16 protein-coding genes are annotated in these 19,575 nt (G+C 65.6%); 7 read left to right on the plus strand and 9 right to left on the minus strand.

The features are described 5' to 3' along the window. Positions 1-19: 19 nt before the first annotated feature. Positions 20-2,551, minus strand: a complete 2,532-nt coding sequence (locus AB3G31_RS10920; protein ID WP_367850194.1) for an FtsX-like permease family protein — start codon at positions 2,549-2,551, stop codon at positions 20-22. 183 nt (positions 2,552-2,734) lie between these two features. On the opposite strand from AB3G31_RS10920, the gene AB3G31_RS10925 reads away from it, so the two are divergent. The 3 genes from AB3G31_RS10925 (at position 2,735) to AB3G31_RS10935 (ending at position 7,230) form a co-directional block, all read left to right on the plus strand. Continuing rightward, positions 2,735-4,756, plus strand: coding sequence for a hypothetical protein (locus AB3G31_RS10925; protein ID WP_367850195.1), 2,022 nt, complete (start codon positions 2,735-2,737; stop codon positions 4,754-4,756). 159 nt (positions 4,757-4,915) lie between these two features. Further along, a complete protein-coding gene (locus AB3G31_RS10930) occupies positions 4,916-5,425 on the plus strand; it encodes a chemotaxis protein CheW (protein WP_367850196.1) in 510 nt (169 codons plus the stop codon). 47 nt (positions 5,426-5,472) lie between these two features. Beyond that, positions 5,473-7,230, plus strand: coding sequence for a methyl-accepting chemotaxis protein (locus AB3G31_RS10935; protein ID WP_367850197.1), 1,758 nt, complete (start codon positions 5,473-5,475; stop codon positions 7,228-7,230). A gap of 130 nt (positions 7,231-7,360) precedes the next feature. Here AB3G31_RS10935 and AB3G31_RS10940 read toward each other — a convergent pair whose 3' ends face one another. Further along, positions 7,361-8,110, minus strand: a complete 750-nt coding sequence (locus AB3G31_RS10940) for a response regulator (RefSeq protein ID WP_367850198.1) — start codon at positions 8,108-8,110, stop codon at positions 7,361-7,363. A 2-nt stretch (positions 8,111-8,112) separates the two neighbouring features. Then, positions 8,113-8,775 carry a helix-turn-helix domain-containing protein gene (locus tag AB3G31_RS10945; protein ID WP_367850199.1) on the minus strand — a complete coding sequence of 221 codons (663 nt, stop codon included), beginning with the start codon at positions 8,773-8,775 and terminating at the stop codon, positions 8,113-8,115. A 117-nt stretch (positions 8,776-8,892) separates the two neighbouring features. Here AB3G31_RS10945 and AB3G31_RS10950 point away from each other — a divergent pair, with 117 nt between their 5' ends. The 4 genes from AB3G31_RS10950 to AB3G31_RS10965 are packed head-to-tail and all read left to right on the plus strand — an operon-like array spanning position 8,893 to position 13,377. Next, positions 8,893-9,261, plus strand: coding sequence for a response regulator transcription factor (locus tag AB3G31_RS10950; protein ID WP_367850200.1), 369 nt, complete (start codon positions 8,893-8,895; stop codon positions 9,259-9,261). Positions 9,262-9,290: 29 nt separating this feature from the next. Beyond that, a complete protein-coding gene (locus tag AB3G31_RS10955; protein ID WP_367850328.1) occupies positions 9,291-10,043 on the plus strand; it encodes an HD-GYP domain-containing protein in 753 nt (250 codons plus the stop codon). 23 nt (positions 10,044-10,066) lie between these two features. Next, positions 10,067-10,867 carry an ABC transporter substrate-binding protein gene (locus tag AB3G31_RS10960; protein WP_367850329.1) on the plus strand — a complete coding sequence of 267 codons (801 nt, stop codon included), beginning with the start codon at positions 10,067-10,069 and terminating at the stop codon, positions 10,865-10,867. Between the two features lie 5 nt (positions 10,868-10,872). Continuing rightward, positions 10,873-13,377: an ATP-binding protein gene (locus tag AB3G31_RS10965; RefSeq protein WP_367850201.1), complete on the plus strand. Its 2,505-nt coding sequence runs from the start codon at positions 10,873-10,875 to the stop codon at positions 13,375-13,377. Positions 13,378-13,438: 61 nt separating this feature from the next. On the opposite strand, the gene AB3G31_RS10970 is transcribed toward AB3G31_RS10965, so the two are convergent. The 6 genes from AB3G31_RS10970 to mutL form a co-directional block, all read right to left on the minus strand. Further along, positions 13,439-14,092, minus strand: a complete 654-nt coding sequence (locus tag AB3G31_RS10970; protein WP_367850202.1) for an ABC transporter ATP-binding protein — start codon at positions 14,090-14,092, stop codon at positions 13,439-13,441. Next, positions 14,089-15,027, minus strand: a complete 939-nt coding sequence (gene miaA / locus AB3G31_RS10975; RefSeq protein WP_367850330.1) for a tRNA (adenosine(37)-N6)-dimethylallyltransferase MiaA — start codon at positions 15,025-15,027, stop codon at positions 14,089-14,091. Before miaA ends, AB3G31_RS10970 begins: the two co-directional genes overlap by 4 nt. A 5-nt stretch (positions 15,028-15,032) precedes the next feature. Further along, positions 15,033-16,229 (minus strand): GNAT family N-acetyltransferase, encoded by a 1,197-nt coding sequence (locus AB3G31_RS10980; protein ID WP_367850203.1) that lies wholly within the window; start codon positions 16,227-16,229, stop codon positions 15,033-15,035. 79 nt (positions 16,230-16,308) lie between these two features. After that, positions 16,309-17,298 carry a CapA family protein gene (locus AB3G31_RS10985; RefSeq protein WP_367850204.1) on the minus strand — a complete coding sequence of 330 codons (990 nt, stop codon included), beginning with the start codon at positions 17,296-17,298 and terminating at the stop codon, positions 16,309-16,311. After that, complete coding sequence (locus AB3G31_RS10990) at positions 17,295-17,675, minus strand: hypothetical protein (RefSeq protein WP_367850205.1); 381 nt, start codon at positions 17,673-17,675, stop codon at positions 17,295-17,297. The genes AB3G31_RS10985 and AB3G31_RS10990 overlap by 4 nt, the downstream gene beginning before the upstream one ends. A 3-nt stretch (positions 17,676-17,678) precedes the next feature. Next, positions 17,679-19,547, minus strand: coding sequence for a DNA mismatch repair endonuclease MutL (mutL, locus tag AB3G31_RS10995; protein WP_367850206.1), 1,869 nt, complete (start codon positions 19,545-19,547; stop codon positions 17,679-17,681). Positions 19,548-19,575 lie beyond the last annotated feature (28 nt).

A 19,575-nucleotide genomic window follows, 5' to 3' on the forward strand; every position in this document is an offset into this window, starting at 1 on the left:
GTGGCACCCTCGGGGCGCATCACCAGTCCTCCTTCACCGCCAGCACCGCGTCCTGCCCGGCTGCCGCCCGCCCGGCCAGCCAGGCCGTGACCGTGCCGGCCAGCACCACCGCGGCGCACAGCAGCAGCAGGCGGGGCCAGGGCAGGTGCAGGTCCATGGTCCAGTGGAAGCTTTGCGGGTTGACCACAAACACCAGCACCATGGACACGGCCAGGCCCAGTGCCAGCCCGGCCACCGAGCCGATCAGCGTCCAGGCCGCGCCTTCCCCGGCCACCACGGTCAAGATCTGCCGCCGCGTCAGGCCCAGATGGGCCAGCAGGCCAAATTCCTTGCGCCGCGCCAGCACCTGGGCGCTGAAGCTGGCCGCCACGCCAAACAGGCCGATGGCAATGGCGATGGCCTGCAGCCAGTAGGTCACGGCAAAGCTGCGGTCAAAAATCTTCAAGGAGATGGCACGGATCTGGCCCACCGACGAGAACTCCAGCGGCATATCGGTCAGGGCGCGCACCGCCTCTTGCACCGCCGCCTCTTGCGCTCCGTCTTGCAACCACAGCGCCAGGTCGTTGACCTGCTCGTCGCCCGTCAGGCGCACAAAATCGGCCTGCTCCATGCTGATGGCGCCAAACTGGCGGGCGTAGTCGCGCCACACGCCTGCTACAAAGAAAGTAGCTGCTTGCGCTGATGTATCTTGGCCTAGAGGCCTGAAAGCCTTGGAAAGTGGGGCAAACGTGCTGCCGGGCCGGGCGCCGTACAAGTCCACCATGGGCTCGCTCACGTAGATGCCAATCTGCCCCTGGGGTACCGGCAGGGCCGTGCCCACCAGCGGCAGGCTGCGCGCCGGGTCGCCGATCTGCCGGGCAATCAGCGCCACGCTGGGCTTGCCGGGGTCGAGCAGCAGGGCGCGGCTGCGCTGGGTGGCTACGCGCTGCACGCCGGGGATCTGGGCCACGGCCTGCACCAGGCGGGGCGGCAGCGTCAGCGCGTCGTTGCCCGCGCTGGCGGTGGGGCTGCGCAGGTACAGGTCGGCGGGCAGCACCACGTCCAGCCACTGCACCATGGAGTCGCGAAAGCTGGCCACCATCACCGTCAGCGCCACCGCCAGGCTCAGCGAGGCCACCACGCCGCTGACGGCCACCGCCGCGCTCTGCCGCACCCGGCGCGCCCGCTCTATCGCCAGCATGGGCAGCAGCCGGTGGTTTAAAAGCGGGGCCAGCCGGTCGTACAGCGCGGCAATCAGCCAGGGCAGGGCGGTAATGCCGCCCACCAGCAGCAAGGCCACCGACAGGTAGGCCCCCAGCGGAACGCCGAACACCGGCGGGGCCAGCGCCAGCAGCAGGCCCAGGGCAATCAGCGCCCAACTGATCCAGCTGGCCGAGGTACGCCCTAAATCTGCCCCCAGGCCTTTGAGGGTTTGCGCCGCAGGCAGGCGCTGTGCCGCCCGCGCAGGCCACCAGCCGCCCACGGCGGCAGCGGCCACGCCCAGCGCGCCGTAGACCAGCGCGGCGGTCGCATCCCACTGCAGGCGCGGCGCCACCCCGGCAAAGTAGCCGCCGCCCAGGTCGCCACCCAGCAGGCGCAGCGCCAGTGCCGCCAGCGCGGTGCCCAGGGCAATGCCCGCCAAGCTGCCGATGCCGCCCAGCACCAGCGACTCGGCCAGCACCAGCTGCAGACGCTCGCGCCCGGTCAGGCCCAGCACGCCCAGCAGCGCAAACTGCTGCGCCCGCTTGGCCACGCTGAGCGACAGCACCGAGAACACCAAAAACGCCCCGGTGAACAGCGCCACCAGCGCCAGCACCGTCAGGTTGACCCGGTAGGCCCGCGACAGGTTGCTCACCCGCTGGGCCGCGTCGCCCGGCTCGGCGGCGGTGATGCCCGGCGGCAGCGCCAATGTGGAGAGAAAGGCCGCGTGGTCCACCCCCGCGCGCAGCCGCAGGTCGATGCGCGAGAGCTGGCCCAGCGCGTTGAATGCGCCTTGCGCCGCGCCAATGTCCATCACCGCCAGCGCCGGGCCGGTGGCGGCCACCGAGCCTGCAACTTGCAAACTGGTGCCGGTCAGCAGCCGCACCGGCTGGGCCAGCGCCTGCTGGGCGGCGGGGTTCAAAAACACCGTGTCGGGCGCAAACAGGGCCAGCCGGTCGGCATCTTTGTTGGGCACCGGCATCAGGCCGGGGGCCACCGCCGCCACCACCAGGGCATCCACGCCCAGCAGCTTCAGCGGCACGCGCTGCCCGGCGGCATCCAGCGCAAAGGTGCTCAGCTCCAGCACCGGGCTGGCCACGGCCACGTCGGGGTGGGTGGCGATGCGCTCAAAAATGGCTTCGTCAAACCGCCCCTGGGTGGCCCGCAGCTCCAGGTCTGGCTGGCCGCCCACGGCGCTCACGGCGCTGGAGAACTCGCTCAGTGCCGACGCGTTGATCAGCTGCACCGAAAATGCCAGCGCCACCCCCAGCATCACCGCCACCACCGCGGCTGCGTTGCGCCAGGGGTGGTGTTTGAGTTCTTGCCAGGAGTAGGTGCGCAGCAGGGCGCGCAAGGGAGAAGGTGAGGGCATGGCCTGGATCATAGGTGTTACAAAAATAGTAGCTGCCTACGCCCTCGGTGCGGGCGCAAAGTGCCCCTGGAACCTACAGGCTGCATCCGCACGCCGTCCCCCATTGTGATGACATGTCCCCTGTTTGGTGGATGCGCTGCACCCGGTGCCTGACCATACTGGTGTGGCTTTGGGAGCGCCGCCATGAACCTCACCGCCCTGCTGGAGATCGTCGTTTCGCTGGCTGCCCTGTACTGGCTGCTGGCCATGGCCTGCTCGTACGGCGTGGAGGCTGTCAACTCCATGCTGCTGAATGTGCGGGCCAAGGCGTTGGAGCGCTTTGTGTGCGAGATGGTGCTGGGCACGGGCAAGGTGCCCATGCTGCGCCTGTTCCGGGCACCGTGGGGGCGCTCCCTGCTGGACAAAACCAAGGAAGGCGGCATGGCGGCCAGCAATTCGGGCGAGGGCAGCCTAGCCGATCCGCTGGGCCTGTTTTCGCACGGGCTGGTCAAGTCGCTGCGCAAGCCCCGGCATTTGTCGACGGGAGGTGCCACGCCGCCGTCGTACATCCCGTCCCGCGTGTTCGCCCAGGCCCTGCTGGACCGGTTGACCCAGCTGAGCTGGTGTACCGACCCGGCGCTGCAGGCCCCGGCGCACGCCCTGCTCCTGGCGCTGGCCCCGGTCCAGCCCTGGGCGGCGGCGCTGAGCACGGTGGACCGCGCTTCTCCCACCCCTGTGCTGGATATGGCCGCCGCGCTGCTGAAGTCCCTGGGGCGCGAGACCGCACCGGATGCCTGCCGCGCGCTGACCGACTGGCAGGTGGCCCTGGCTGCCCAGGCCCCGAGCCTGGCCGTAGACCACCTGCAGGCCATTGTGGCGGCGGCCACCAACGCCCTGCAAGCCATGCCGCAAGCCCGGCGGCTGCGGCTGGAGAAAGGCGCAGGCTGGCAGTTCAAACCCATCACCGCCATGCGCCTGGACGAGGCGATTGGCGCAGACGCCCTGTGGCTGCTGGCGGTGCGTATCGCCGGGCGCGATATGGTAGTGCAGACCGCGGTGCCCCTGGCCATCCAGAAGCTGCTGGTCGTGGCCCCGCTGCCCACCGCGCTCAAGGAGGCCCTGCGCCCCCTGTTGGCCGAGCCGCAGTTCAACCTGGACACGCTGCTCCAGGGCGTGGAGCGCTGGTACGAGGACGTGATGGACCGCGCCAGCGGCTGGTTCAAACGCAACGTGACCATGGTGCTGGGCATGCTGGGCCTGGCGGCGGCGGTGGGCCTGAACGTCAACACCCTGAACGTGGTGCAAGACCTGGCCAGCGACCCCAACCTGCGCTTGGCCGGGGTGGCCGCGGCCGAAAACATTTACCTCGCCGGGGGGCGCCCCGTACTGGCCCAGCAGGTGGCCTTGCTGGATCTGGCCAAGCAAGGCCAGTGGCAAAAGACCGCCCAGGCGGCGGCGCTGGCTGCATCGGCCGCGGCCAGCACCCGGTCGGAGCAGCAAATTGGCGTGGCCCGGGGCACGGTGGTGCAGTGGCAGAGCTTGCGCGACAGCCTGCGCGCGCGCCTGCTGCGCTCGGGCCAGTATGTGGCGGCCATGTTCCTGGCCCAGCGCCAGACCGGGCCCCGCTTCGCCCTGCAAGCCGCAGATGCGCCCATGGCACTAGCCGACCGCACTCAATTGCGCCAGGCGCTGTGCACCGCGGCCCTGGGCGATTCCGCCACGGCCTCGCCCATCGCACCGGCGTCCGCACCCGCCAAGGCGGCCTGCGAACTGGGCAGTGCGCTGCTGCCCGACACCGCCCGGCCCCGCGTGGCCGAGCTGGGCGACGTATGGACATCGGAGGCGGTGGTCTGGCACCCGGCCCTGTCGAAGGCCTTGTTTGTGCTGGACGAACAGGCCGCTGCCTTTGAAGCTGCCACGTCCGCGCAGGCCCAAGCCCAGGCGCTCCAGCCCCTGGCCCAGGCCTGGGCCGAGGTGCTGGTGCAGTACGGCGATGCGGTGCAGGTGGCCCAAGCGGAAGCAGGGCAGGCCGAGGCGTTCCTGGGGCGCATTCCGTCGTTACAGAAAAAGGTGGTCTGGGCCCGTGTGGGCTGGCGCGACATCGTGGGCTGGCTCATCACGGCCTTCATGGTGTCGTTTGGCGCGCCTTTCTGGTTTGACCTGCTCTCCAAGCTGCTGGGCCAGCGCGGGGCCACCGGCCCCAAGCCCGCGCCCGCCGCGCCCTGAGGTTGCAGGCTCTGAAAATAGCATTTGTAGTAAAAAATTCCATTTATCTGTTTTTGAAGCGGCTTTTGTGGGTTTTTTCACGGTCAAGATGGGGTTTTATTTATCAAAAATATCAAATTTTATCTAAAATTGATAAATAGAAACTCTTAAGTGGTGACCATGACACAGTTGGAGACCCGCCAACCGAAGCATTTGCAAGCCGTGCCCCCCGCGGTGTACGAATGCCTGACATTCCGCCTGGGCGGGGCAGAGTACGGCATCGACATTCTGGAGGTGCAGGAAATCCGTTCGTATGAAGCCCCGACCCGCATCGCCAACGCCGGCCCGGAATGGTTGGGCGTGCTGCATCTGCGCGGTGTGGTGGTGCCCATCCTGGACGCGCGGCTTAAGTTCAACCACCCCGCGCCTGCCTACACCGCCGCCACCGTAGTGATCGTGCTCAGCCTGCAGGACACCATCGTCGGCCTGGTGGTGGATGCGGTATCCGACGTGGTGCACCTCGAGGCTGGCGACATCCAGCCCGCGCCTGCCACCTACGCGCGGACGCAAGCCTGCTTTGTGACCGGCCTGGCCCAGGTCGGCGAGCGCTTGCTGATCTTGATCGACGCCGGGTCATTCCTGGGGGCGTCGGTGTCTGCAATGGCGCCGCCTGCCGCGACCTTGCATTAGTCCTCCTCCCAATTCACCTCAAATTTACCTACCTCTTGGAGAGAAAAATGCATCTCAGGAATCTCACCGTCAAAGGGCAATTGATCTTTGCCTTTGGTTTCATGGTCACCCTGGTACTGGCCATATCGCTCTTGGCCATGTCTGCATTGGGTAAAACCAGTGTCCACCTTGCCGAAGTCAGCCAGGTGTCCCAGATGGTGGCCAACATGGCCAGCGCCGTAGACCGCCGCGCCATCGCCGCCCGTAACCTGGTGCTGGTGGGCACGTCGGAAGATCTGGCTCTGGAAAAACAGGCCGTCATGCAAGCCCACCAGGACACCCAGGAGGCCCTGCGCAAGCTCAATGCAGCCATCAAGCAGAACGGCCATGCGCATGCCGTGGAGCTCCAGTTCATGGAGGAAATCAACCGGGTCGAAGCGCTGTATGGCCCTGTGGCTCTGGACATCGTGCGGTTGGCACTGGAAGGTAGAAAAGAAGAAGCTGTTGCCAAGATGAACAAGGAATGCCGCCCTCTGTTGGCCGCCTTGCTCAAGGTCAGCGTTAACTACGAAGCCTTCAACAGCAAGATGGCCGACGAGAGTGTGCTCGCCTCTGCCGTCGAATACAGCCAGACCCGTGGCCTGCTGGTGGCTGCCAACGTGGTGGCCGCGGCCGCTGCGCTGGCTCTGGCATTCTTGATCATCCGCAACCTGGTGGGAGCCTTGGGCGGCGAGCCCCGTGTGGCCGCCGATTTGGCCCGCGCCGTGGCCCAGGGCGATCTGTCCCGGCCCATCCACGTCAAGGCCGGTGACAGCACCAGCCTGATGGCCCAGCTCAAGGCCATGCAAGACAACCTGGCCAGCGTGGTGGCCAATGTGCGCCAGAGTGCCGAAGGCGTCTCGACCGCCAGCGCCGAAATCGCCCAGGGCAACTCCGACCTGAGTGGCCGCACCGAGCAACAAGCCAGCGCCCTGGAAGAAACCGCCGCCTCCATGGAAGAGCTATCCAGCACCGTCAAGCAAAACGCCGACAGCGCCCGCCAGGCCAGCCAGCTGGCCGTCAATGCCTCCACCGTGGCGGTGCAGGGCGGCGAGGTGGTCAACCAGGTGGTGGACACCATGAAGGGCATCAACGACAGCTCCAAGAAGATTGCCGACATCATCAGCGTGATCGACGGCATTGCCTTCCAGACCAACATCCTGGCGCTGAATGCCGCGGTGGAAGCCGCCCGCGCTGGCGAACAAGGCCGGGGCTTTGCCGTGGTGGCCAGCGAGGTGCGCAACCTGGCCCAGCGCAGCGCGGCGGCGGCCAAGGAAATCAAGGTCCTGATCGACAACAGCGTGAACCAGGTAGCCCAGGGCACCACCCTGGTGGCCACGGCGGGCAGCACCATGACCGAAGTGGTGTCGGCGATCCGCCGGGTCACCGACATCATTGGCGAAGTCAGCGCCGCCAGCGCCGAGCAAAGTGCAGGCGTGGCCCAGGTGGGCGAGGCCATCACCCAGATGGACCAGGTCACGCAGCAAAACGCGGCCCTGGTGGAAGAAAGCGCGGCGGCAGCCAACAGCCTGAGTACACAAGCAGGCCAGTTGCTGCAAACCGTGGCAGTGTTCCAGCTGGGTGGCAGTGCCGTCCAGCCCAGCCGCCCAGCAGTACCCGCTGGGCAGTCGCAGGTCGAGCGCCGCTTGCCCAACCGCGCCAAGAATGTGGTGCGCCCCAGTTTTGGTGCCGCCAAAGCCGCTGCGCCCGCCTTGCCTTCGGTCCGCAAACCCGCTGCGGCGGTGGCGGCGCGCACCGGCACCGACGACGACTGGACGCACTTTTAAGACCAGCCGAAAACAGACCATGCTCTCGGCGCCTTACCTTGCCCGTGGCCTGTGCTGGATTGTGCGGGCCACGGGCAGGGCTTTTGGTGTAGGCGTCGTTTGCTACCAAAATAGTAGCTTCTCACGCTGGTCAATACTGCGCAGACCCCTGATTTTTTACAAAATCTGCCAAAGCGGCGCGTAGCAACGGCCAGTCGCGTGCCGCGGCATCGGGCGCGCCGGTATGGCAGGTGCTCTCCAGCGCACGGGCCTGGGCGGCCAGCACGGGCAGGTCGATGGTCAGCAGCACGGTCTTCAGGCTGTGCGCCACCCGCCGCAGGGTGGGCAGGTCGTGCCCATTGGCGGCCCGATCGCCCGCCGCCAGATCGTGCGGGAACTGCGCCATGCAGGTGTTTCGGTAGAGGTGGAACAGCTCTGCATCGCCGCCGAAGTACTGGTCGATGGCCACGTGCCGGTCGCTGGCGGGCGCTGCGGCGGGTGGCGGGCTATCGCCGCCGCTATCGTCGCCGACGGCCAGGGCCTCCCGCACACACTGTTCCAGCACCGCGATCGGGGTGGGCTTTTCCAGCAGGCGCCAGACCTGCAGCGGCGCAAGCTGCAGGCGGGTTTCGGGGGTCAGCCCGGCGCTGAAGACCACCACTTTGGCGGTGCCGCGCAAGGCCGGATGCTGCTGCAGGTGCAGCAGCAAGTCCACGCCCGAGGCGCCGGGCAGCATCAGGTCGGTCAGGATCAGTTGCACCGGCTGGGCCGCCAGGATCTGCAGCGCCGGGGCCACGCTGTCGCATTCCAGCAGTTCCAGCGGCAGCGCCTCCAGCGCCATGCGCACGAAGCGGCGCAGCATCGGGTCGTCCTCTACCAGCAGCATGCGGGCCGGGGCCATGGTCAGACCCGTTCGGCAATGGTTTGCAGGCACTGTGCCAGCAGCGGCGGCAGTTCTGTCACCAGTTGGGGCTTGTGCACCACCGGAACCCCGTCCAGGGCAAATGTGTACGGTGCCAGTTCGCCGGGCTCCAGGGAGGTGATCACCACCACCTGCAGCCGCTCGAACAGCGGGTGCGCACGCAAGCCGGCTAGCAGCGTGGCACCGTCGATGCCGGGCAGCAGCAAATCCACCATCAGCACATCGGGCTGGAACTGCCCAGCCAAGATGAGCCCGGCAATGCCGTCGTTGGCGGTGCGCAGATCGACGTTGGGAAATTGCCGCCGCACCAGCAGTGTGACCAGGTTCTGGAAGTGCATCGAATCTTCGATCAGCAGCATCTTGACCTGCCCCTGCTGCCCGTTGCGGGGCTGCCCACCCCCAGGCACGGCCGCCGACACCGACGCCTCGCCAGCCTGCGGGCTGCGCCCCCCATCCCGCCAGCGCTGGACCGAATCGCGGGCGATGCGGCGGTGCCCGCCAGGGGTTTTCCAGGCCTGCAGCTCGCCCCGGTCCACCATGAGTTGCACCGAGCGCACCGCCAGACCCAGCATGCGTGCCACCTCCAGGGTGGTGTAGTGGTCTTCCGTGGGCAGGGGCTGTGTTCGTAATAAATCAGTAGACATGGGTAATTTTACCGAATACATCAATTTGCGTTAAAAGTATCACTTACGCGAGTGGAAGATGCAATATATGATAAGTCCACGAACTGAATTGTTATTTTTGGAAACAAAGAGTTAAAAATGAAGAAAATACTGATTGTGGAAGACCACGCTGACATCCGCCGGTTGATCCGCATGACGTTGGAGTTTGAAGACTATGCAATTTTTGAGGCCACCGATGGCGAGCGGGGTCTGTTCATGGCGCAAGAGGTGACGCCGGATCTGGTCTTGCTGGACGTGATGATGCCCGGTGCCATCGACGGGCTGGAGGTCTGCCGCCGGTTGAAGGCCCAGCCGAACCCACCCCGCATTCTGCTGCTGACCGCGCGGGGCCGCAGCGAAGACCTGGCAGCTGGCGTGCAGGCCGGCTCCGACGTGTATTTGGTCAAGCCCTTCAGCCCGCTGCAGCTGATAGACACCATTGGGCAACAATGGCCGGAGCAGGCATGAGCGACCCATCCACGGCCAGCCAATCGCTGATGGGCGACGATGGCAACAGTTTTTCCGAAGCCGCGAGCCAGCAGATGGAGCGCCTGGTCGAGGACTTTGGCCGCATGTACCGCGAACGCAACGAAGCGCTGGAAGAGGTGTCCCGCGCACACCACGACGCCCTGTTTCGCCTGTCGATGGCGGCCGAGCTCAAGGACGACGACACCGGGGTGCACATCATCCGCATCGGGTTTTTGTCCGAAGTGCTGGCCTTGCTGCTGGGACAAACCAAGGCGACCGCCCGCATGCTGCGCAAGGCCGCGCCCATGCACGATATCGGCAAGATCGGCATTCCGGACGAGGTGCTCAAAAAGCCGGGTGCTTTCTCGCCGAAGGAGCGCAGCACCATGAACCAGCATCCGGCCATGGGCGCCGAGTTGCTGGGCCGCTCGCGCATTCCGCTGTTCCAGATGGCGGCCGAAGTGGCCTTGTCGCACCACGAGCGCTGGGATGGCAAGGGCTACCCCAGCCAGCTCAGCGGCGACGCCATTCCCCTGTCCGGACGGATTGTGGCGGTGGTGGACTTCTTTGATGCGCTGACCATGGACCGTTGCTACCGCCCGGCGTTTGCCGATGCCACCGCCCTGGCCATGCTGTCCGAGCAGCGGGGCCTGGCCTTTGACCCGCACATCGTGGACGTGTTTTTGGCCAACGCCGAGACCCTGATCGCCCTGCGCCAACAGGTCAACCAGAAACGCCCCAACTTCAACGATCTGGTCGAAATCGACGGATGGGGATCGTGATGCGCTGGCACCTGGGCCGCTGCATGCGGGGCGCGCTGGCCGTGCTGGCGCTTTGCGGGGGTATCGCCTCCGGCACTGCCGGAGAGGTGGCCGAGCAGGTGAAAGCCCGCGGCACACTGCGGGTGTGTATCTGGCCCGACTACTACGGGGTGAGCCACCGCAACCCAAACACCCAGCAGTTGGAGGGGATCGACATCGACCTGTCCGCCGAGCTGGCGCGCGACCTCCAGCTCAAGCTGCAGTATGTGGACTCGTCGTTCCCCACGCTGGCGGACGATCTGAACGCCAAGCGCTGCGACGTGGCGATGTTTGCCGTGGGCATGCTGGCGCAGCGCATGCAGCAAATGCGGTTTTCGCGGCCCTACCTGCAAAGCGACATCTACGCCATGACCACCAAAAGCAACCGCCTGGTCCGGCAATGGGCCGACATCGACCGACCCGGTGTGCTGGTCGGTGTGCAGGCAGGCACTTTCATGGAGCCCATCATGCGGGCCCAGCTGCAGCAGGCGCAGTTGGTGGTGGTCAAGCCCCCGGCCACGCGGGAGCTGGAGCTGGAGGCGGGCCGTATCGATGTCTTCATGACCGACTATCCCTATAGCCGCCGACTGCTCGACAACGCCGAGTGGGCCCGCCTGCTGGCACCCCCGGCGCCGTTCAGCGTGCTGCCCTACGGCTACGCAGTGCGCCAGGGCGACGACGCTTGGTGGAGCCAGATCGATGCCTTTGTGGCCCGCATCCAGCGCGACGGCCGCCTGGCCAGTGCGGCGAAGCGCCACGGCTTGTCGGCCATTGTGGTGCGCGACGGCCGCGCCACTGAAAACTGAATACCATGCCCAATGCCAATCTTTCCCGCCTGCTGAGTAACCGCATATCCAGCGCGGCAGCCCTGATGGTCGGCATCTTGCTGGTCCTGGTGGCACTGTGTGCCGTGGGCCTTCTGGGCTGGCATGAATACCAGGAAACGCTGCGCGACGACAGCGCCCGCGGCGAGTTGCAGGCGCGTGTGCTGGAAGACCATGCGACCCGTTCGTTTGAAACCGTTTCTGTTGCCCTGACCTACCTGTCCAAGGATCTGGTCCGGGCCGATATCTTGGGTGGCTCGGTGCGTGCCGATGCCCTGTTGTCGCAAGCCCTGGTGGGGCTGCCGTTTGTGCGTGAAATCGGCGTGCTGGATGCGTCGGGGTATGTCATGGCCAGCTCTCTGGCCGCCGACACGGGGGTGCGCGTGGAAATGGCCCGCCTGGGCGTTTTGCCCGTGCCGGGCCAGGACAAGATCGGCCGGTTTGAGCCCGGTCGCAGCCTGGCCGCATGGGCTGCGGGTGCCGCGCCCGCCCAGGCCAAGGTGGGCTTCATCCCCGTCACCCGTGTGTTTACCACCCGAGCCGGGCAAAACATCCAGCTGGTGGCCTTGGTCAATCCGGATTTTTTCGCCAACTTCCAGCTGTTCACCCTGAACAACGACCAGAACAGCGCCTACCTGCTCGGCTTTCAGGGCAATCTGCTGGCCAGTAGCGGCCCCGCGGCGGGCGCGCCGGGGAGCAATATGGCGCAACACCCGGTGTTCCGGTCCTATTTGCCCGCCAAAGAGCATGCCAGCTACGTGGGCACCGGGGCCGTGCAGGACGCCCAGGTGGTGGCGTTTCGCTTGTCCAAATCGCGGCCCCTGGTGGTGCTGGTCGAGCAGCCTTATGCCAACAGCGTGTGGCGCTGGTTCCTGTCGATGCGCTGGTTCGCTGCGGCGGGGCTGGCCATGGCCGCCTTGCTGGTGTGTATGACGGTGGCCGTGCGGCGCGGTCTGCGGGCCCGCGTGGCGGTGGATGCGCAGCTCAGCGCGGCCCGGCTGGACCTGGTGCACCGCGAGCACGAGTTGCGGGTGTTGCTCAAGAGCGTGCAGGAGCTGATCTTTCGCACCGACCGGATGGGGGCCATCACCTTCATCAACGACCGCTGGACGGCATTGCGCGGGCAAAGCCTGGAGCAGACCGTTCACCACACCCTGGTGCAGCTGGTGGAGGTGGCCGACCGCGATGCCGTCGCACGGCTGTTTGCATTGCCAGGCGATGCGGCAGTACGCTTGGCCACCGCCCATCTGCGCTCGGGCGATGGGCATTTGCGCCGGTTTGACTTCACGGTGGTGCCGCTGCGCGACAACGAAGAGATTGTGGGATTTGCCGGTAGCGCGGTGGACGTGACCCAGCGGTTTGCCGCCGAGCAGGCCCTGCAGCACCAGCTGGGCTTTGCCGCCTCGCTCTTGGAAATCAGCCCCACACCGGTGGCCACCATCAATGCGCGCGGAAACTACACCAGCGTCAACCGCGCCTGGGAGGAGTTCATGGGCTTGCGCCGCGAACAGGTGATTGGCAAACCGGGCATCGCGTTCATGGAGGTGGCCGACGCGGACCTCCATGCCAAGGGCGACGCCCAGCTGTGGCGCACCGGCGGCACCTTGCGCTACGAACTCAAACTCCACCACGGCGACGGCTCGCGCCGCGATGTGGTGGTGACCAAGGTGCTGTTGCCCGGCGCGGAGTTGGGGGCCAGCCTGCTCAGCAGCATGCTCGATGTGAGCGAGTTCCGCATGGCCGAGCGCGCCAAGGACGAAGCGCGGGTGGCGGCAGAGGAGTCGTCGCGCGCCAAGTCCGAGTTCATTGCCAACATCAGCCACGAGCTGCGCACGCCTTTGCAATCCATCCTGGGCTTTTCCGAGCTGGGCATGGTGCGGGGCCGGGAGAGCCCCAAGCTGCAGGGCATGTTCAGCGACATCCACGCCTCGGGCGGGCGCATGCTGGCCCTGGTCAACGATTTGCTGGACGTGGCCAAGATCGAGAGCTCGGTCGGGGCGATCACGCTGGAGCGCGCCGACCTGCGGGGCCTGGTGCAGGGCGTGCTGCACGAGCTCAGTCCCTTGCTGGACGGCAAGCACATCCAGTTGCTGTGCCAACTGGGGCGCCAGCCTTTGATTGCCAAAGTCGATCCGACGCGCTTCCAGCAGGTGGTGCGCAATATTGTGGCCAATGCCATCAAAGTGTCGCCACCCGGTGCCGAACTCGCGGTGGAAGCGCACCTGACCGATGACCGGCGCATCTGCCTCCGGGTGCGCGACCACGGCACCGGCGTGCCCACCGCCGAACTGGAGAAGATATTTGAAGCCTTTGTGCAGTCCAGCACCAGCAAGGACGGCTCGGGCGGCACCGGTCTGGGCCTGGCGATCTGCAAAAAAATCATCGATGCCCATAGCGGCAGTATCGTGGCCAACAACATGCCCGATGGGGGCGCGGTTTTCTCCATTTACCTGCCTGCGCGGCAAAACCTGCATGCCGAAACCATGTTTTAAGGCGGGGCCGCTGCGCTATAAAAACTAGAGCTGCTTGTGCTGGTCCCACCAGCGCAAGGGCCTAAAAAGAGCTGGAAATTCCGTCGGCACTCAGGCGCAACACCCGGTCGGCCCGCGCCGCTGCTGCTTGCGAATGCGTGACCAGCACCAGGGCTGCGCCTTCGGCCCGGGTCTGGGCCAGCAGGGCATCCATCACCTTGGCGGCCGTGGTCGGGTCGAGGTTGCCGGTGGGCTCGTCCGCCAGCAGCAGGCCCGGTCGGTGTACCAGGGCGCGGGCGATGGCCACGCGCTGGAGCTGGCCGCCGCTGAGCTGCTGCGGCAGGCGGGCCCCCAAGCCTGCCAGGCCCACCGCTGCCAGCAGGCCGTCCACGCGGGCGCTGTCGGGCCGGCCCAGCAGCATCAGCGGCAGGGCCACGTTCTGCGCCACGTCCAGGTGCGGCAACACATGGAAAGCCTGGAACACAAAGCCCACCTGCTGGCGCCGCAGCAGGGCGCGCTGGTCGTCGCTGAGGCCGCCCAAATCGACACCGCCGATGTGCACGCTGCCGCTGTCCCAGCTGTCCAGCCCGGCCATGCAGTTGAGCAGGGTGGATTTGCCCACGCCGGACTCCCCCACGATGGCCACAAATTCACCGGGCTGCACATGCAGCGATACATTGCCGAACACCGTGCTCTCACCGTAGCGCTTACCCAGGTTGTCGATGCGCAGGCTCATAGGGATGCTTCTACCAGGGACAGCACTTTTTGCAGTGCATCGGGCGCGTCGCAGGCCACGATGTGCCGCTGCGGCATGGAGCGCAGCCAGGTGACCTGGCGCTTGGCCAGCTGGCGGGTGGCAAAAATGCCGCGGTCGCGCAGCTCCACCATGGGCAGGGTGCCGTCCAGGGCTTCCCAGGCCTGGCGGTAGCCGACGCAGCGCATGCTGGGCAGATCGGGGTGCAGGTCGCCCCGGGCCCGCAGCGTGACCACCTCGTCCAGAAAACCGCCCGCCAGCATCTGGTCAAAGCGCAGGGCGATGCGCTCGTGCAGCCATGCGCGGTCAGCGGGTTCCAAAGAAATAAGGGTGGTAGCGCTTATTCGGTGGGCGGTAGCAGCTACGTCTTTTGTAGCATGGAAGCTCGACATTGGCTGGCCTGATGCGCGCCAGACTTCCAGCGCGCGCTGGATGCGCTGGGTGTCCATGGGCTGCAGGCGGGCGGCGGTGGCCGGGTCCACCCGGGCCAGCTGGGCATGCATGGCAGGCCAGCCCGCCGCAGCGGCCTCGGCTTCGATGGCGGCGCGCAGTGCCGGGTCGGCACCGGGCATGGGGTCGATGCCGTCAAACAGGGCCTTGAAGTACAGCATGGTGCCGCCCACCAGCAGCGGCAGGCGACCCCGCGCAGTGATCTCGTGCAGCAGCCGCTCGGCGTCCGCCACGAACTCGGCCGCGCTGTAGGCTTGCAGCGGGTCGCGGATGTTGATGAGGTGGTGTGGCACCTGGGCCAGCTCGGCGGCGCTGGGTTTGGCGGTGCCGATATCCATGCCCCGGTACACCAGGGCCGAATCGACACTGATGATTTCCACCTGCCAGCGCTGGGCAATGGCCAACGCGGCCGCGGTTTTTCCGGCCGCGGTGGGGCCGGCCAAGGCGATGCAGCGCGGTAGGGGAATGGGCACTAGAGAAACGTAAAACTGATAAGAGCCGGAAGAGGCGTCTTGAGCTGCCTGAGTCGGGACGAGGGATGCACGCGGGCCAGCAGGCTTTTGGCGCCATCTACCAGGAGGCTGTGGGCGGCGTAGGTAGAGAACATCAAGCGGTTGGCCCAGGTCTTCTTGTACAAGATCACATGGCCCCTGAGCTTGTGCACATTCGATGACTGGTGAGAGTGCTCCGGGCTGCCATAGCCGTAGTCGATGAGAGAAATCTTCAGGTTGTCGATCATGTCCTCGATTGCCAGGTGCAGGATGGACGTGCCTGGGGAGTATTCCGCCTTGTCCTGGTCGTACAGAATATTGTGGATATGGTACGTGCCTTTGGACTGGATACCGATAATCACCGCGCAGGGAATGCCACTGCATTTCAAAATATAGCCGAGCTTTATTTTCTTGCGGGCCAGATCGGTGAACTGGTTTTCATTGAGAAAGCTTTTCAGCATCTGCGCAGACACCAGTTTTTTCATGGCGGCCACCAGTTCTGGCACATGCTCTGGCTTGTCAATACGCACCAACTCCAGGGGGCCGCTGTTCTTTTCCAATAGCTTGAGCTGTCGGTTCAGGTTGTAGCGCTTTTTCGCCTTGAAATGGCTGAGATAGGTTTCAAAGCTGTCGGGCAACGGTGTGGTGTGGCAGTCGCGCCAACCGTCTTTCACAAAAAAGCCGTATTTTTTTCGAATACTTTTGGAGTTGCGCAGATATTGGTAGAAATCGCTGTCTTTGGGCAGCGACTGCATGGCAATCGTATTCTTGCTTGGAAAACTTTTGAAAATAAAGTCGATCAGGGCGTCGAGCATTTCAGGGCTTGCCGCACCCATGGGCACACTGCCCAGCAGCGCGACCGTGCGCAGGTGTAAATACAGGAAGGTGAAATTGCCAATATTCAAAGGCAATGACCGTCTGCCCGTGCGCAAAGGCAAGACCGCCACGATTTCCTGGTTGTGAGCATTCCTGGCAACGACCAGCTCCTGGCTGCTGGACTTGACAGGATTCTGGGAGATGAAGGCAAAGTACTCTGGTGTCTGAAAGACTTTTTCCGGGCTTTTGCTGATCGCCAGAAAGCCTTCCCAGGCCCGCTGGATGGCGGGGTCCAAAGGGCCGGTTTCCACCAGCTCGGTGCTGAAATCCGTGTTTGCGGTCGAATGGATCGGAATCTGCATGCGTTTGTGAGGGGGCTGTGGAGGTACGTGCAGCGCTACAGGAAATGACCGTATCGAATATATTTATTGTATACAAGATTTACGGGGGGTTAACTCCATTACACGCTTGTTTCACTTTGTTTCCTCTTTGCCCGCAAGGCGTGGGCCTGCCGGTAGCCGGTGAGGGCGTGCCGTCCACGTCCATCTGTACAGCTATCGTATTCCAGTTTTGTACGCCTTGGCGGTCAATTACCATGCGCAGCAGCCAGCCGATCTTGGCCGCGGGTAGCTCAAAGCCGTCAAACACCAGGTTCCCCAGGCTCCAGATCACCGGTTTGCCCAGCACCATGTCGGCGCCTTGGGTCACGTGCGGGTGGCTGCCCACCACGGCATCGGCCCCGGCCTGCACCATCAGTTTGGCCACATCGCGCTGGCGCTGGGTGGGTTCGGGTTCGCGCTCCCAGCCCCAGTGCATGAACGGAATCACCACATCGGCCCCGGCGGCACGGGCGGCGCGGATGTCGGCCACCACGTGGCTGTCTTCGCTCCAGGCCACACCGGCCCAGGTGGCACCGGCCTCGAAGGACCGGGGTTTGAATTCGTCGTAGCCCAGGATGGCGATGCGGATGCCGTGTTTCTCAATCCAATAGGGTTTGTGGGCTTCGGTCAGGTTGGCGCCGCCGCCGAAGGCCCCAATGCCCGCCGTGCGCAGGTGGTCCAGGGTTTCCATGAACGCATCGCGGCCAAAGTCGCCGCTGTGGTTGTTGGCGACGGACATGGCCGTGAACCGCCCCTTCAACACGTTGACGGCGTTGGGGGCCGAGCGGAAGGTGTAGATCTTGTTGTCCAGCGGCGTACCGGTGGTGGGGCGGGCGATCGAGGTTTCCAGGTTACCAATGGCCACGTCGGCGCTTTGCAGGATGCTGGCAATGGGGAGCAGCGGATCGCCACCCGCCGCAATCAGGCGGCCCGGGCCGTCGTCGAGCATCACATCGCCCCCGAAGATCAGCTCAACGGTGTTGGCTGTGGGTGGGGCGCTATGGGCCAGCAAGGGCAGGCAGAGCAGGGCCAGGAGCAGGCGTTTCTTCATTGCGCCCACCCGCACCAGTAATAGAGCTCGCCGTCGCGGATAGGCTCATACACGCGCTGCAGGCCGGTGAAGCCGTAGCGGCCATTTTTAGCGGGCGGGTAGAGGTAGTCAGCCTGGTGCAGCAGCACCGCGCCCTGGGGTGGCTCGCGGTCGGCATAGGTGTAGAGCTTGATGGCGGCCTGGTCGGCGGGTTGGCGCTCGAACACCAGGCGGAACAGGAAATACGAGCCGATGGCGATCGGGGCCACGGTGTAAGGCGTGGCGGCGGGCTGGGCGGTGATGACCTGGGTTTCGCCGCCATAGCTGACGTGGCAGGACACGGTGTCGGCCTGGGCGATGCCGCAGGCCCAGGCCGACAGGAGTAGCAGGTATTTCATCGTTCAGCGTCCGCGCATGAAGAGGGCATCGAGTTCCTTGATGGTGATTTGCCGCCAGGTGGGGCGGCCATGGTTGCACTGGTCGGAGCGGTCGGTGGTTTCCATCTGGCGCAGCAGCCCGTTCATTTCATCGACCGTGAGGCGGCGGTTGGCGCGCACCGCGCCGTGGCAGGCCATGGTGCCCAGCAATTCGTTCTGGGCGCGCTGGACCACGGTGCTGGCCTCGTGCTGTGCCAGTTCGGCAAGCACGCTGCGTGCCAGTTCGGTGGCGTTGCCCTGTACCAGGGTGGTGGGCACGGCGCGCACGGCCAGGGTTTTGGGCGAGAACGGGGTGATTTCCAGCCCCAGCGTGGCCAGGGTCTCGGTATGGGCCTCGGCGGTGGCCACCTCTTGCGGCGTGGCGGCAAAGGTCACCGGGATCAGCAGCGGCTGGCTGGTGATGCGGGCATCCACCAGCTGGGTTTTCAGGCGTTCGTAGACGATGCGCTCGTGGGCCGCATGCATGTCCACGATCACCAGGCCCTGGGCGTTTTCGGCCAGGATGTAGATGCCTTGCAGCTGGGCAATGGCGCGGCCCAGGGGCCAGACTTCGGCTGCAGGCAAGGGCTGGGCGGGTGCCGGTTCTGGCGCGGGTTGGAACGGGTTGGCGGCCGCGGTGGGCAGCGGGGCCACGGGCCAGAGCGCCTCCATGTCCGACACATAGCGCGCGGCAGGTGCTACGAATTGAATAGCTGCTTGCGCTGATGGAATAAGCGATGGAGGCCTGTTTTCTTTAAAAACCTCAGGGGTGGGCGGGGCGGCAAGGGCGGCCGCCGCACGCGGAGCCGCCAGGGCCGCGTCCACCGCGCGGCGCACGGCCTGGTGCACTTCGCGGCTGTCGCGAAAACGCACCTCGATCTTGGTCGGGTGTACGTTCACGTCCACCCGGGTCGGGTCGATCTCTACATACAGCGCGTAGATCGGCTGGCGCTGGCCGTGCAGCACGTCTTCATAGGCGCTGCGGGCGGCATGGGTGATGACCTTGTCGCGCACGAAGCGGCCATTCACGTAGGCAAACTGCTGGTCGGGCCGGGCGCGGGCGGCATCGGGAATGCCCACCCGGCCCCACACGCGTACGGCCTGGCCGCCGTCGTCGCGCATGCTGCTCAGGTAGTCCACCGCCACCGACTTGTCCTTGAAGTCGTCGCCCAGCACGTCGCGCAGGCGCTCGCTGATGGCATCGACGTTGTTAGGTGCCGGACAGGCGCGCCATTGCTCCACCAGCTTGCCCTCGTGCCAGATGGCAAAGCCCACGTCGGGCCGGGCCAGGGCGTGGCGGCGCACGGCTTCCACGCAGTGGGCGAGTTCGGTGGCGTCGGTCTTCAGGAACTTGCGCCGCGCCGGGGTGCTGAAAAACAGCTCTTTCACCTCCACCGTGGTGCCGGTGCTGCGGGCCACGGGTTTGAGTTCGCCGCTGCGGCCGTCCAATAAAAACGCATTCGATTGGCCGCTGGCGCGCGACAGTATGGCCATGTCAGCTATGGAGTTGATAGCGGCCAGGGCTTCGCCCCGAAAACCCATGGTGCCCACCGATTCCAGCTCGCGCAGGTCGCGGATCTTGCTGGTGGCGTGGCGTTTCAGGGCGATGGGCAGCTCTTCCATGGGGATGCCGCCGCCGTCGTCTTCCACGGCAATCAGCCGCACGCCGCCCGCCAGCAGCCGCAGTGTGACCTGCGTGGCCCCCGCGTCCAGCGCGTTGTCGACCAGCTCGCGCACCACCGAGGCGGGGCGCTCCACCACTTCGCCCGCGGCGATCTGGCTGATGAGTTCGTCGGGCAGCTCGCGGATGGCGCGACGTTCGGGGCGGGGAGGGGAAGAAAGAGGTGCGTTCACTGGGTGATTTTAGGGGGCCGGACGTGTC

It is taken from the genome of Rhodoferax sp. WC2427, assembly GCF_040822085.1.
In the GTDB taxonomy this organism is placed as follows: domain Bacteria; phylum Pseudomonadota; class Gammaproteobacteria; order Burkholderiales; family Burkholderiaceae_C; genus Rhodoferax_B.